Origin of the sequence: Nocardia sp. alder85J (assembly GCF_020176955.2) — a bacterium.
Lineage (GTDB): Bacteria > Actinomycetota > Actinomycetes > Mycobacteriales > Mycobacteriaceae > Nocardia.
Genome location: NZ_JAIUCZ020000005.1, coordinates 413361 through 428614, shown reverse-complemented (window position 1 = coordinate 428614; position 15254 = coordinate 413361). Strand labels below are relative to the sequence as shown.

The 15254-nt window shown below is 69.3% G+C and carries 9 protein-coding genes; 6 read left to right on the top strand and 3 right to left on the bottom strand.

Features of this window, described 5'->3' with window-relative positions; all coding sequences use genetic code 11:
• Positions 1–4 precede the first annotated feature (4 nt).
• The 4 genes from dapF (at position 5) to LBW94_RS21660 (ending at position 4760) form a co-directional block, all read left to right on the top strand.
• Positions 5–886, top strand: coding sequence for a diaminopimelate epimerase (gene dapF / locus LBW94_RS21675; protein ID WP_225053253.1), 882 nt, complete (start codon positions 5–7; stop codon positions 884–886).
• Positions 887–953: 67 nt separating this feature from the next.
• Positions 954–2510 (top strand): GTPase HflX, encoded by a 1557-nt coding sequence (gene hflX, locus LBW94_RS21670; protein ID WP_225052795.1) that lies wholly within the window; start codon positions 954–956, stop codon positions 2508–2510.
• A 76-nt stretch (positions 2511–2586) separates the two neighbouring features.
• Positions 2587–3471, top strand: coding sequence for a lysophospholipid acyltransferase family protein (locus LBW94_RS21665; protein WP_225052793.1), 885 nt, complete (start codon positions 2587–2589; stop codon positions 3469–3471).
• A gap of 143 nt (positions 3472–3614) precedes the next feature.
• Positions 3615–4760, top strand: coding sequence for an acyl-CoA dehydrogenase family protein (locus LBW94_RS21660; RefSeq protein WP_225052792.1), 1146 nt, complete (start codon positions 3615–3617; stop codon positions 4758–4760).
• A 30-nt stretch (positions 4761–4790) separates the two neighbouring features.
• On the opposite strand, the gene LBW94_RS21655 is transcribed toward LBW94_RS21660, so the two are convergent.
• On the bottom strand, positions 4791–6452 hold the full coding sequence (locus LBW94_RS21655) for a WXG100 family type VII secretion target (protein WP_225052790.1): 1662 nt from the start codon (positions 6450–6452) through the stop codon (positions 4791–4793).
• A gap of 193 nt (positions 6453–6645) precedes the next feature.
• Between LBW94_RS21655 and LBW94_RS21650 the strand changes: the two genes are divergently transcribed.
• Positions 6646–11280 (top strand): FHA domain-containing protein, encoded by a 4635-nt coding sequence (locus LBW94_RS21650; protein ID WP_225052789.1) that lies wholly within the window; start codon positions 6646–6648, stop codon positions 11278–11280.
• An 11-nt stretch (positions 11281–11291) separates the two neighbouring features.
• Here the strand turns inward: LBW94_RS21650 and LBW94_RS21645 are convergent, their stop codons facing one another.
• The gene (locus tag LBW94_RS21645) at positions 11292–11615 is read right to left on the bottom strand and encodes a hypothetical protein (protein WP_225052787.1); all 324 of its coding nucleotides are present in this window, start codon (positions 11613–11615) and stop codon (positions 11292–11294) included.
• Between the two features lie 80 nt (positions 11616–11695).
• Positions 11696–13168, bottom strand: a complete 1473-nt coding sequence (locus LBW94_RS21640) for an alpha/beta fold hydrolase (protein WP_225052785.1) — start codon at positions 13166–13168, stop codon at positions 11696–11698.
• 742 nt (positions 13169–13910) lie between these two features.
• Here LBW94_RS21640 and LBW94_RS21635 point away from each other — a divergent pair.
• Positions 13911–15248: a lipase/acyltransferase domain-containing protein gene (locus LBW94_RS21635; RefSeq protein WP_225052784.1), complete on the top strand. Its 1338-nt coding sequence runs from the start codon at positions 13911–13913 to the stop codon at positions 15246–15248.
• Positions 15249–15254: the final 6 nt, after the last annotated feature.

Sequence of the window (15254 nt, the reverse complement as noted above, 5' to 3'; positions counted from 1 at the left end):
GGGCGTGGAGTTCACCAAGGGGCACGGCACCCAGAACGATTTCGTGGTGCTGCCCGATCCGGACGCGTGGCTGGAGCTGCGGGCCGATCGGGTCGCCGCGCTGTGCGACCGGCAGCGCGGTCTCGGCGCCGACGGCGTGCTGCGGGTGGCCCGCGCCGGCGCGTTGCAGGAGACCGGTGTGCTCGCCGAGCTGCCGGACGGGGTGCAGCCCGAGCACTGGTTCATGGACTACCGCAATGCCGACGGTTCGATCGCCGAGATGTGCGGTAACGGGGTGCGGGTGTTCGCGCATTATCTGGTCGCCACCGGCCTGGAGCCGGGCGACACCTTCGTCGTCGGCAGCCGGGCCGGGGCCCGGCCGGTGATCGTGCACTCCGCCGACGAGGTGCTCGGCGATGTCACGGTCGGGATGGGCCCGGTCGTGGTGCTGGGTGAGTCGACGGCGACCATCGCCGGGCGCGCGCTGCCCGGGGTCGGCATCGACGTCGGCAATCCGCATCTGGCCTGCGTGGATCCGGAGCTGACCGCCGACACGCTCGCGGCCCTGAATTTCGGCGTGCCGCCCGGCTACGACCCGGAACTGTTCCCGAACGGCGTCAACCTGGAGATCCTCACCCCGCTCGACGCGGATCACGCGGTGGACATGCGCGTCTACGAACGCGGCGTGGGCGAGACCCGCTCCTGCGGCACCGGCACCGTCGCCGCGGCTACGGCCGCCCTGCTCCGGCAGGGTTTCGACCTCGCGACCGGCACCGGTGAGGTCCGCGTCCGGGTGCCCGGCGGCGAGGTCACGGTGACCCTGGCGAACGGTCGCGCGCAGTTGCGCGGCCCGTCGGTGCTGGTCGCCTCCGGCCGGTTGGCCGGGAAATGGTGGTTCGACGCCTGACGGCCCGGTTCGGCTCACCGAGAACTCGGATGCGCCGGGCGGCCACATCGTGGGAGCATGGAGGCGTATGAGGAAATCGGAGACGTACGAATTCACCCCCGCCGACGAGCTGCCCGCCGACGAGTTCGATGCTGCCGGAGCATCGAGCGGCTGGACTCTGGAGTCGGGCGACGACCAGGACGACGACACCACCACCGCGAGCACTCCGCGAGGTCGGCACGGCGGAGAGCCCACCGTCGGTGAGCTACAGCTGGACGAGCGCAGCGCGCTGCGCCGGGTGGCCGGACTGTCCACCGAGCTCGCCGATGTCACCGAGGTCGAGTACCGGCAGCTGCGCCTGGAGCGCGTGGTGCTGGTCGGCGTCTGGACCGAGGGCACCGCGGCACAGGCCGAGGGCAGCATGTCCGAGCTGGCCGCGCTCGCCGAGACCGCGGGCTCGGAGGTGCTGGACGCGCTGATCCAGCGCCGCGACAAGCCCGACCCGGCCACCTACATCGGTTCCGGTAAGGCCGAGGAACTGCGCGAGATCGTGCTCGAGACCGGCGCCGACACCGTGATCTGCGACGGCGAGCTGACCCCCGCCCAGCTGACCGCGCTGGAGAAGGTCGTGAAGGTGAAGGTGGTCGACCGGACCGCGCTGATCCTGGACATCTTCGCCCAGCACGCCACCTCGCGAGAGGGCAAGGCGCAGGTCTCGCTGGCCCAGATGGAGTACATGCTGCCGCGACTGCGCGGCTGGGGTGAGTCGATGTCCCGGCAGGCCGGTGGCCGCGCGGGCAGCAACGGCGGTGTGGGCCTGCGTGGTCCCGGTGAGACCAAGATCGAGACCGACCGCCGCCGCATCCGCGAGCGGATGGCCAAGCTGCGCCGCGAGATCCGGGAGATGAAGACCGCCCGCGACACCAAGCGCTCCCGGCGTACCGCCAGCGGTATCCCGCAGGTCGCGATCGTGGGCTACACCAACGCGGGCAAGTCCAGCCTGATGAACGCGCTCACCGGCGCCGGCCTCCTGGTGCAGAACGCGCTGTTCGCCACCCTGGATCCGACCACCCGGCGGGCCGAGCTCGTGGACGGCCGCGAGGTGGTGTTCACCGATACCGTCGGTTTCGTCCGGCACCTGCCCACCCAGCTGGTCGAGGCGTTCCGTTCGACGCTGGAGGAGGTCACCGGCGCCGACCTGCTGCTGCACGTCGTCGACGGCGCCGATCCGCTGCCGTTCGAGCAGATCAAGGCGGTCCGTGAGGTGGTCACCGAGGTGCTGCGCGAGTCGAACACCCCGGCGCCGCCGGAGTTGCTGGTGGTCAACAAGATCGACGCGCTGGCCCCGGTCGACCTCGCGCATCTGCGGGCCCAGCTGCCGAAGGCGGTGTTCGTCTCGGCGCGCACCGGGCAGGGCCTGGACGAACTGCGCGACTCGCTGGAGGAGTATCTCGGCGGGCTCGATGTCGAGGTCAGCGTGCTGCTGCCGTACACCCGCGGCGATCTGCTGGCCCGCATCCACTCCGACGGCCGGATCGTCGAGACCAGTCACGAGGAGGGCGGCACCCGGCTGCGCGCGCGGGTGCCGAAGGCCTTGGCCGCGGCGCTGACCGAGTACGCGCACGCGGGTACCCGCGGCGCCTGAGCCCCTGTCGCACAGACGGTTCTCTCAGCCGCTTTCGCTACCATGCCGGTGACGGAAGCGATGCTGAGGAGGGGTTTTGTCCGAACATGGTGCGGTGCCAGCCGGTGTCGCCGAGCGGGAGGGTGAGGTCCGGCTGTCGGACGGCGCCCGATTGCGGATGCCGCTGCGCGACGCCGATATCGCCGCGCTGGAGGCGGTGCTCGCGCCGATGCGGGCGTGGACGAGTCCGGAGTTCCTCGGTTTCGGCAACATCCCGGCCGACGGCCCGGTGATGCTGGTCGGCAACCACAACTTCCTGGGCATCGACACCCCGCTGCTGTGGCCCGAGATCGCACGCACCCGCGGGCGGCTGGTCCGTGGCATGGCGGAGAACGTCCTCATCACGGTGCCCGGTGTGCGGCACGTCCTGCACCGGATCGGCTGTGTGCGCGGCACCCGCGAGAACTGCCGGGTGCTGCTGGAACAGGGCGAGATGGTGCTGGTGTTCCCCGGCGGCGGCCGGGAGGCGGTGCCGCGCAAGGGGGACAAGTACACCCTGGACTGGGATGGCCGGCTCGGCTTCGCGCGGCTGGCGATCGAGACCGGCACGCCGATCGTGCCGATGGCCATGATCGGCGCCGACGATCTGTTCGACATCGTCGTCGACGGCCGGCATCCGGCGATGTGGCCGGTGCGCACGCTGGTCCGGTCGCTGGGCCTGAAAGCCGAGCTCACCCCGCCGCTGGTCCGCGGCCTCGGGCTCAGCTGGATTCCGAAGCCGGAACGCTTCTACTACTCGGCCGCCACCCCCATCGACACCACGCCGTGGCGGGATGCGACCGATCTCGACGCGGCCGCGGCGGAGGTGCAGGCGGTGGTGCGCAAGGCGCTGGAGGAGGAGCTGCGGTTCCTGCTCGCCCACCGCGACCGCGATCGGGGCCGCACCCTGACCGGTCGGCTGCGGCAGCTCGCCGGACTCTAGAGGTTCACCGGTATTCAGGCACTACCGCCGGTCGACACCCCGGCATTCCCTCACCTCGGTACCGATTCGACGACTCGAAGTAAACGACGATTCGTATTCGATGTACGGTGTCAGAGGAGAGCCCAGCCGCGTAGGAGGTTGATGTGGACCGCACCCTGTTCGAACCGGAGCATGATCTGTTCCGAGAGTCCTATCGGAAGTTCCTGGAACAGCACGTGGCGTCGAACCACGCCCGCTGGGAGGAGCAGGGCATCGTCGATCGCGACGTCTGGCTGGAGGCCGGTAAGCAGGGCTTCCTCGGCATGGCCGTGCCGGAGGAGTTCGGCGGCGGGGGTGTGAAGGACTTCCGCTACAACTCGGTCATCGTCGAGGAGACCGTCCGCGGCCAGTACTCGGGCCTCGGTTTCGGCCTGCACAACGACGTCATCGCCCCCTACCTGCTCGATCTGGCGAACGAGGAGCAGAAACAGCGCTGGCTGCCCGGCTTCTGCTCCGGCGAGATCATCACCGCGATCGCCATGACCGAACCCGGCACCGGCTCCGATCTGCAAGGCATCCGCACCCGGGCGGTCCGCGACGGCGACGACTGGGTCATCAACGGCGCCAAGACCTTCATCACCAACGGCATCAACTCCGACATCGTGATCGTGGTCGCCCAGACCGATCCCGAGAAGGGCGCGATGGGCTTCTCGCTGCTGGTGGTCGAGCGCGACATGCCCGGCTTCGAACGCGGCCGCAACCTGGACAAGATCGGCCTCAAGGCCCAGGACACCGCCGAACTGAGCTTCACCGACGTCCGCGTCCCCGCCCGCAACCTGCTGGGCCAGGAGGGCATGGGCTTCATCCACCTCATGCAGAACCTCCCGCAGGAGCGCCTGTCGATCGCCGTCATGGCCGCCGCCGCGATGGAGGGCTGCCTCGAGATGACCATCGACTACGTCCGCAACCGCAAGGCCTTCGGCAAACCGATCGGCGCCCAGCAGAACACCCGCTTCGTCCTCGCCGAACTGGCCACCAAGACCACCGCCGTCCGTGTCCTGGTCGACCGCTTCATCGAAATGCTCAACGCCGGAAAGCTTTCCGCCGAGGACGCCGCCATGGCCAAGTGGTGGACCACCGAGGAACAACTCGACCTCATCACCAGATGTCTCCAGCTGCACGGCGGCTACGGCTACATGCGCGAATATCCGATCGCCAAGGCGTACATGGACGCCCGCGTCCAGACCATCTACGGCGGCACCACGGAGATCATGAAGGAGATCATCGGGCGGTCGCTGAAACTGTCCTGAGGCTGCGTCGCTGTCGCAGCGCATCAGCGGTCACGTCCGGACGTTGCGAGCCGGCTCGGTCGCCGTCGGCGCTGCGGCATCGGTCAGCACCCGATACAGCACCCGGGCGGGTGCTGTGGCCCGGTCGTTCAGCACCGCGTCGGTGAACGCCTCGGCGAGGGCGGCGGCCGCGTCGAAGCGCCCGTCGTGAAAACTGCGGCCGCTCAATCGTGCTCGCCAATCCCGGAATCCGGCCACCGTGCTCCCCAGCGTGGCGTTCGCACCCGGCGTGGCCGGCGGCAGGTAGGCCGTCAGCAGCGCGCGGTGCGCGGATCGGCGGGCACGGAACCGCCCGGCGACGTCCAGCGCGCCGCCGAGTTCCCGCACAATCGACGAATAGACCGGTCGCCGAGTGCAACCGGGCGCGAGCAGGCCCGCACGGTCGGCCTCGGCGGTGCTGCGGGCGAGGGCCTCCGGGTCGGTCGCCACCCGGACCGCGAGCACGATGCGGGCGGTGAACGGAGTCGGCCCGGCCGGGCCCGGCTCCGAATCCCATTCCAGGCGAGTCGATTCCCCTTCGGGTAGCTCCTCGATGCCGATGGCGCGGAGGTCGATCGCCGGATAGGCCGGCAGCACGTCGTCGACCGCGGCCACCAACTCGGTCAGCACCGCGTCGGCGACTCCCGGGGTGTCGAAACCGAAGGCGCGGATGCCGTATCGCTCGGCCAGTTCTCGAACCAGCCGGGCCGCAAGCGATTCCGCCGGTGGGGTCGCCGCGGGCCGGGCGGGATCCCGATCCGAGGTCCGCCGTCCGCGCGCCGAGCGCTGGGGCGTTCGGGGAGCGCCGGGCTCGGAACCGGGCCCGCGCGGTGCGCCGCGGTCGGTCGGCGGCGCGGATACTCGTGGCGGTGCGCCGGATCCGCCCCGCTGCCACGGCGTGCGCACCGGGCCGCCGGCGGTCGGTCCGGCCGGAGGCCGGGGATCGGGTGTCGTGCGCTCTCCGGCGGTAGCCCGGTTCCCGGTGTCGGCGCGGGGAGCCGGGGTACCTGCCGCGCTCGGTGTGGCGGTGGCGTCGGCCGGGCCGCCGGGCCGATCGGCGCCGGAGGGGTTCTCGCCCGACGGTCCGGTCTGTTGTTGTTGCGCATCCGCTGTGCCGGGCGCCCCCGCGGGGGCGGCCGTATTCGCCTGCGCTGCAACGCCGGTGGCCGGTGTTGTGGCTCCGGGTGACCGCACGCCGGGGCCGGAGGCCACGGTGGCGCTGGGTGCGGTGGCGGTGGGTGCGGCAGTAGCCGTGGGTGCGGTGGCGGTGGCCGGTGATGCGGCGGCGGGTGATGCGGCGATCGTTTGCGGTGCCGTCCCGGCCGCCCCCGTGCTGAGGCTGCTGCCGCCCGGGGTGTCCTGTGCTGCCCGGTCGATGGCTTGGGCATTGGTGCGGTCGATATTGTCGAGATTGGCGACGAGCTGGCGCAGATCGGGGCCCGCCTGCTGGAGCGCTTGCACGATGGTGGCCAGATCCGACATCGTCTGTTGTTGTTCCGGCAGATAGGAGTCGGCGAAGGCGCGACCGGCGTCGTCGTTGCCCCAGGGCGCCCCCTCGGCGGCCAGGGCGTCCCGCAGTTGCGTGGCAGCGGCCTGCACATCCGCGCCGATCTGATCGAAGGTCGGGGCGAGCGCCTGCAACCGGTCCGCATCTACCGAGAACTGATCGCCCATCCCACCCTTTCTCGTCGCCGATACCCGATTTTCGCCGGATCACCCGAATTCGGTATTACCGGTGGTGGGAAATTGCCGCAAAACGGGCAGCTGGGAGGTTTGCCTCGCCGTTGCCGACACCGCCGAGCGGTGCCGTCGGCGCAATAATCGGAGGAGAGTCGGCGGAAGCGGATCGTGCTGGAAGGCGGACGGGATGACCGATATGGACAGCCTGCTCGCCGAGCTCCCGGCTTCGGTTCGCGATGTGGTGCTGGGGCATTGGCCGGCGACACAGGTCGAACCCATGCGCCGATGCAGTGCGGCGCATGCGGAGATGTGCCAAGCGTTGAATGCGGCGGCGGATCGTTACGATGCCGCGTCGGCACAGGCCGAAGCGGCGGTCGACGGTGATATCGGCTCCGGTCTGGAGACTCGTCACCGCGCGGTCGCCCAGGCCATGCGCAACCAGGCCGCAGTCCACGAGGGGTTGGCTCAGCAGTTCTCCGATACCGCCGACGCCACCTTGTCGACCCAGCATCTGCTGATCGTCGGCGGTATCGTACTCGCCGCGCAGCTGAGCTTCGACATGCTGATGTTCTTCCAGGGTGGTGGATTCAAGGCGCTCGGTGACCGGCTCGAAGCGGAGGCCGCGATGCGCGCCACGGCCGAACGGTTCGCCGTGGATGTCGGGGACGGGGTCGCCCGCGGCGCGGCGCGCCGAGTCGCGCTGCACGGCGCGTTGCACGCGGCCAAGATCGGAGCGATCTTCGGGGCGGTCACCAGCGCCGGTGCGCAGATCTGGGATCTCGCCGACGGCAACCGCACCCGATTCGACCTCGGCGCGTTCCTGGAACAGGCTGCGGGCGGAGCGCTCGGCGGTGTCGCCGGCGCCGAGGTCGGCCGCCGCCTGGCGCCTCGCCTGCTGGGTACGGTCGCCGGTCGCACCATGAGCAGATTCGGTACCGTTGCCTCCTATATCGGCCGGGTCGTACTCATCGGTGGCGCCGGTGGCGCGGCCGGTGGCATCGCGGGGGCGCTTCCTTCGCTCGCGCTGCATCCCGGGGACATCCACAGTCTGGGAGACGTGTTCGCGGCCGTCCGCGATTCGGCCATCACGGGATTCGGGGGCGGTGTGCTGGGCGCGGCATCGGGTGCGCTGCGCCCCCACGGGTCCGTCGGCGATGTCGCACCGGTGGTGGCGCGCAACGAGGAATTCGGCGTGCGCCTGCGGGATCTGCTGGGCACCGAGCCGTCGCCACGGGTCGAGCGGATCACCGCCGACGACACCGCGGGCGAGACACCGGCCACGGTCGAGCGTCTCACTTTCGCCGACGGCACTCGGGTCGTCCACATCGCCGCCGATGATCCTCGGCAGGCCGAACGCGCGCTGACTGCCGTCGGGGCCGGTTCCGGCGCCGAGGCTCCGGCGGTGCACATGATCGGCAACCATTTCTTCGTGGAGGAGTCGCGGCCCGACACCGCGGTGCGCCGTGCGGGCGCCACCGAGCCCGCCGGAAACCGGCGCTCGGCCGAATCGCTCACGCAGCCGGGCGAAACCGGGCGTGAGAAAACGAACGAACGGGTGTTCGCCTCGTCGCGTGACCGCGGGCCGAGACCACTCGAGGAGGTCCTGCGGCCGACCGGACCCGGCCGACCGGGAAGCGAACAACCGGTGGGTGATGTCGTCACGGGTAGTCCCGCGGGGCATCCGCCCGCGGCGCCGCGGCTGCCGGAGCGGGTCGGTGTGAGCGGTGATCGGTCCGGGGAACCGGTGCGGGTACCGGAGGTCCCTGGTGAGCTCACCCCGGGTCTGGCGCCGGGCGAGAGCTCGGTCGGCGTGGTGACCGCGCAGTACGGTGAGGAGCCACACGGTGCGGAGGAGGGCGAGCCGCCGCCGCCGGAGCCGGATCCGTTCGACGAGTCCGTCGATCAGTTCACAATGCGGCACCTCATGAGTGGCGGGGGCGGCGGCGATCTACCGCCGCCCCGGCCCTGGGGCGGAGACTGGGAGGACCGCGACCCCCCGAGTGAACTGGATCAGGATCTGGCCGCGCACGCGTTCGCGCGGTTGCCCGGTGGTGGCGACATCGCGCCCGCCGACCTGCTGCTCCCGCTGGATCGATCGGCGTATGTGGACGGCGGAGTGACGCCGGAGGAATTCGCCGAACACGGGCGTCGCCAGGCCGTGAACAACCTCACCTGGTGGCGCGGCCTGACCGACGACTCGATTCCGGCGGACATGCTCGCCCGAGTCTCGCAGGAGCCGTTCGGGCAATCCGGTTTCGGACTGAGCAGACTCCAGCGTGCCCTGCTGCGCTCGCATCCGGAACTGCTGACCCGAGCTCTGGGGATACCCGACGACGTGAGCAGCCAGGCCTCGTTGCGCGTATTGACCGAGCGCCTTCGGGTGCTCGACAGCAAGGCCGCAAGTGGCGCCAGATTCACCAGCGCCGAGGTCATGGAGCACTATCGGGCTCCGCAATTGCTCGCGAGCATGGTCCAGGACATCGGCGTGTCATCGGCCTATGTGCGGGATTTCGACCCGGCCAGCGGGGAGGCGACCTTCATCTTCGGCGATGCGGCGACGGCCACCAAACGCGTCTATGTCGTCGCGTCCGCGCATCCGAACATGTTCGCGGCGGATTACCACGAGAGTTGGCTGACGGCCAAACGCCTCTATCTGGAAATGCAACGCATGCAGCCGGATGCGGACGTGGCCGTGGTGGCGTGGGTGCGCTCCAGCGGCGACGATGTCGAGTCGGACGCGTTGCGCGGACCACTGCTACGCCGCGACATCGCGGCCGGAAACAGTGTGTATCTGGCGAATCAGCATGTCGATCCCACCTTCGCCGCGCTGGGCATCGATGTCGAGGTGGTCGGCAGCCACGATGTCATCACCCTCGGCCATGCCTCGGCCACCGGATACGCCGGGTTGGGCGAGGAAGGTCTGGCGACTCTGTTCGCGATCGACCCGCATCCGTCGCACGGGCCGGAGACGCCGCCCGCGGACGCGCAGCTCTACACGAGCTACACCCGGGGCGAGGACCCGCGCCAGGGGCCCGCCCTGCACGGTGGACAACATCTCGCGGCGGTGGACGGGACCCGCCATCCGGCCGACCCGAAAGCGGGCGAATCGAGTTCGATGCTGCGCGTGATGGCTCGGATCGGCCTCGGCCAGGACGTTTCCCGATATGTCCCGGAGTTGTCCGACTCTTCCGCGAATCTCGCACCCGACGGTGCGAATCTGCCCACTGGCAACCAGGCGCTTCGTGATCTCGGAGCGGACGACGTATTCCCGTTGCGCGACGGCGCACAGGAATGGCAGGCACTCGAGGGCAGCATCCGGGGACGGCTGGTGCCGGTCGACGACCTCGCCCCGGACGGCGCTGCGGTGATGGACCGGCTGGCCGACGATCTGCGTGCGGGCGTCGCCCGCACCGACAACGGTGTGGTCGTGCCGGGGGCGGTGGCCGACACGTACACCGTCGTACTGGACAACGGCGAGGCCGCGTACCGCCTCGAGCTGACCAGGGTCGGCGAGGGGATCGTGGTGATCGATCCGCTCGTCGGCGGCCCCCTGGAACTCGGTCGCTGGCAGGAACTTCGCCTGCATCCCACGATCGACAGCGCCTGGGTGATCGCGCACGGCCTCGGCGAGGACGGTGTGCTACGGCCGATCGAGGCAAACCTGCACGACCCCACCGTCGCCCGGTCCGACATGCCGTCGCGTGCGATCGGCGCGCAGGGGGTCGACGCGCCGTATGCCGAACGGGTGCCCGGACGACTCACCTTCGCTTTTCTGGGCGAGGAAGACGGGTACGTGAAGGCTGTCACCACGGGAGGCGAGGTGGCGATCGGCCGCAGGATATCGGGCGCGGCGATGTTCCGGCATTACGAGACCGTGTCCCGTGACCACGCCCGGGTGGGCGTGCTCCGTGACGGCCGGGTTTGGATCGCCGACAACGGCTCCCGGCTCGGCACCTTCGTCAACGAGGAGCGGCTCGGGCCGGGCGAGGTGCGGGTGATCGGGCCGACCGACTCGATCAGGTTGGGTCTGAATTTCCACACGTCGATCGGATTCCAGCCGGATCGTCCGCTCCCGGATACCCCGTCGCAGCCGTCGGTCTCCGGCGAACCACCGGCCCCGCGCGCGCCCGGCGAATCACAGCTGCCGCAGCCGTCCGGATCGCCGCGAGCGATCGGTTTCGGGGCAGGTTCCGAGATGATCCCGCTGGGTGCCGGCGAGAAGATAGAAATCGGACGCAATTTCGATCTGCGGCTACCCGAAGCACTCCGGGGCGACATAGGCGTGTCCCGACATCATGCCGAGATCGGTTTCGATGATCGGAACCGGGCGGGGATCCGCGATCTGGGCTCCACCAACGGTACCTATGTCAACGGGAAGCGGATCGGCTCGTCGAAGCCGACTCCGCTCGCGGACGGCGATCGAATTCGGGTCGGCAACTACGAAACCACCATTCATCTGCCGGCTCGGGCCGCCGAAGCCGTCGACTCACCGCCACCGGTCACCATCCGGTCCGCGGGCGCCGACGGGGGGTCGCTGCAACTGACCCCGGGGAGTGTTGTGGTCCTGGGGCGCGGCGACGGCCCGCTGATGCCGCAACTGGAGCACCTCATAGAGGTGTCCCGCTTCCACGCGACCATCTGGATGGACGAGAACGACCAGGTGTGGATACGTGACGACGGTTCGACCAACGGCACTTTCGTCAACGGTGAGCAGATCGACCCGAACACGCCCGTCCCGCTCGAAGGTGAGGTGGAGATCGCGTTGGGAAGCTCGTACCGGCTGGTGGCGAACTTCGGCGAGCCGCGGGCCCCCCGCCGGTGACGGTGTCGCGGTCACGGCGCCGGTGGCGGGCTGTCCCAGCTGTAGGTGTCGGGGAGGTTGTGGGTGCCGCCGGAGTTCTGGTTCTGGATGGTGGCGGCAGCGGTGTAGGACGTGCCGTCGGTGAAGCGGACCAGGCAGTGCAGGTGGGCGGCCGCGCCGCGCATGGTGTCGTGGACGCGGGGCGTGCACGAGACCGAGTCGACCGGGCGGTGATCGACATTGGTGAGGTGTGCCTTCATCGCGTTCTGGAGTGCGTAGGACGCGTCGGTGTTCGGGCCGCATCCGGCGGCGGCGAGCAGGGGCAGGGCGGCGAGCAGGGCCCGGTTGATTCGCATCGACTACCTCACTGCTCGAACACATCCCGACCGGTGTGGACCTATTCTGCGCCGGGTGGTACGGGTTCGGGAAGCGGTGGCTAGTCGGGGAAGTAGGCCGGGTCGGGGTGGCAGGTGAGGTCGGTGGCCGGGCGGATGCCGTCGCCGAGGTAGGTGTTCACGATATCGTTCACGCACGGGCTCAGGCCGAGGCGGAAGGTGCCATGAATGCGGGTGTCCGCCAACGTGATCAGCCGTGAGCGGGTCAGATCGCGATGCATCGCGAGACCCTCCGGGTACGCGGTGCGGGTGTCGCCGGTCGCTTGCAGGATCAGTGCGGGGGTGGAATTGCTCACCCGTGTGGGGGGTTCGGGTGGGTCCGGCCAGTAGGCGCAGGCGGTGATGTTGTTGCCGAACGGGCCGAACACCGGCTGTGTCGCCCGCACGGCGTCGATGTTGTGGTAGTACCACACCGGATCCCGGGGCGCGGCCTTGTCACCGCACAGCACGCCGGCCATGCCGGGTGTCTCCAGCGGCACGGCGCCGCTGATCTTCGCCTTCAGGGCTTCCATATCGATCGGCAGTCCGTCGACCTCGGTGGCGATCGTCCGGACCACGTCGGCGAGATCGGCGTTCAGTTTCGGGTTCGGCAGCAGTGCCAGCAGCATCATCGGCACCGTGTGCTCGTCGATGAGATAGCCGTCGGCGAACAGCGGATGTCCTGCGGCCCGGTGGATCAACTTCTCGATGTATGCCCGGACCTGTGCCGCGCTGCTGCCGAAGTGATAGTCGGCGTCGTGCCGCGCGGCCCAGATCGCCCAGTCGTCGAGGCCGGTTTCGTTGGCGGCGGCCATGTCCTGGAACAGGGTGATGCCCGCCCGATCGGGATCCATCGCGCTGTCGAGCACGATCCGGTCGCTGTGCTCGGGGAACATCTGGGTGTACACGGCTCCCAGATAGGTGCCGTAGGAGACGCCGAAATAGTTGAGTGTGGGTTCCCCGAGGACCCCGCGGATGACATCCAGGTCCCGAGCCGTGTTGCGGGTGCTGAGGTTCCGGGCCTTCTCGGGATCGGCCACCAGGCAGGAGGAGGCCAGGGCGGCGGCGAGCGTGGCATCACGCGCGTAGCCGAGGACGTCGAAACCCGCTCCGAACAACATGGTGGGCAACGGTAATGCGCACTCCATCCGATCCGAGCGGCCGATTCCGCGCGGGTCCATACCGATCAGGTCGTACCGGGCCCGCACCTCCGGGCTGAACACCGGCGCGAAATTCGCCATCATCCGCAGCCCGGAAGCGCCGGGGCCACCGGGATTCGACAACAGCATGCCCCGCCGCTGCGCCGGATCGGTGGCCGTGAGGCGCGAGATCGCCACGGTGACAGTCCGTCCGCCGGGACGGCGGTAGTCCAGCGGTACGACCACACCGGCGCACTGCGCGCCGGCTCGGTCGAGAACCGCATCGCCGCAGGGCTTCCAGTCCGGCTGCTGGTGGTAGAACCGCTCCAGCCCGTCGAGCGCGGCACCGCTCGGATCGGCGAGTGCTGCCCGCGCGGGAAGCGTTGTCGCCAGCACGATCCCCAGCATGAGCAATCGAATCCATCGTGTCGGCACCGACAACTTCCACTCCCGCATTTCGCTACACGTTCCGGCGCGCCACTGGGTCGTGCCGGAGATCCGAGCCTACAAGCCACCGAGCCATTACCGAATCAAAACCGACCGGAACGAATCATAATTGGTCACCAGCTTCGAATTGGCTCACATGGCTTGTAACACAATCGGTTCCGGAGACGAAAGTGGTTCGACAGTGAATGTTCGAGGATCGAGATCATATCGGAGTCGGTGCGGTTCATGATGATTCGGATCGACTGCTCGCAAGGGAATCCCGCCCGATTGGCGGCCGGACCTGTAGATATTCGATCGGTTGCCCTCGTCGATGAGCGGGATGTATTGTGCGTGGACAAGTCTGGTCTTTCGGATCTGTCGCCGATTGTATTCACTCGGCGTCGGATGCCGAACTGGCGGTACCGGGTCGGGGCCGGGACGCCGGGTCGGGATGCGTTGCCTCGCCCTCGGGCGGGATGCGGCAGCGCGGGCTCCGGCCACCGCCGGAATCATATGAGTGTGTCCGTCCGAACGCGGCCGAGGAATGCCGTTGTCGCACAGTGCAACCAGGGTGGGGATGATCGGGATGCCAGGGCCGCTGCAAGCCTTCGATTGGACGCTACGACCGCGTTCACACGATGCCGTCGTCGTTGTTCCCGGGATCATGGGCAGTGAGCTCGTCGAACGTGCGACGGGTCGCACCCTGTGGGGTGTGGGTGCGGTAGCCGGGTACACCGCACGCTGGCGGTACCGATCCGGGCTGGCCGCGCTCGCGGTGACCGACGAGGAACGGGGTGGCGCGACCGGCCGGGTGCAAGCGACTCGCTTGCTGGCCGGCCCGGCCTGGTTACCGGTATTCGGCGGAATCGAGCCGTACCACCGTCTGCTCGGAGCGCTGCGCGAGGTCGTGCACCCGGCCGCGATCGCCGAATTCGCCTACGACTGGCGGCTCAGCGTCGTACACAACGCGTCCTTGCTCGCCGAGACGATCGACCGGCATCTGACCGCCTGGCGTGCCCATCCTGACCATGCGCACGGTCGGCGGCTGCACCCCGAACAGCGCGACGCTCAGGTCGTGGTGGTGGCGCATTCGATGGGCGGGCTGCTGGCACGGGCACTGTCGGCTGTCGGCGGTGCGACCGACGCCATCCGGATGACCATCACCATGGGTACGCCGTTCGCGGGATCGGTGAAGACGCTCGAGGCGTTGGCGCATGGGCGTGGACTGCCGGTGCCGCTGCCGGCCGACGAGGTGCGTGAGATGGCCCGGACCGCACCGGGACTCTACGATCTGCTGCCGGCCTATCGGTGTCATCTCGTCGACGGCGACGCGCGTCCGCTGTCCGCGGAAGTCGTGACACAGCTGGGCGGCGATGGTGAGCTCGCGCGTGAGGCGGTCGCCCGGCAACAGCGCTCGGCCGGTCTGCTGTTGCCGGGCCATGTGCTGTTCGCCGGTATCAAGCAGCCGACGGCACGTTCTTTCGATATCCGGGACGGAGTGGTTCGCCTGTGGCGGCACGGCTACCGCCGGGACGCCGAGGACAACATCGCACTCGATGCGGCGGGGCGGCCGATTCCGGACGATCAAGGTGGCGACGGCACCGTCTATCGGTACGCGGCGTCCCTGCCTCGGACACCGGCCCGCACATTCGCCCAGCAGCATGTCGCGCTGCCGCGGACGAGATCCATCCTGGACAACATCGGCGGTCTGATCACCGAGGCCGGCAATCTCGATATCATGCTCGGCGCGAACGAGTTCGGACTCGATATTCCGGATGCCGTGAGTGCCGGTGAACCGTCGCTGATCCGGATCATCGGAGATGTCGACCCGGCACGACTGTCGTGTGCGATCGAGGATGTCGCCGACGACGACCGCGTGGTCGCCCGGCCGCTACCGACGGCCGGGTCCGACGGTGCCGGCGCGCAGGTGGCAATCCGGTTGCCGCGCACCGGTTTGTATCGGATACGAGTCGCTGCGGGCAGTGATCCCGTCAGCAAACTCGTGCTCTCCGTCGCGGACGGCAGCGATGACGGACGACCGGCCGGATGACCCGTC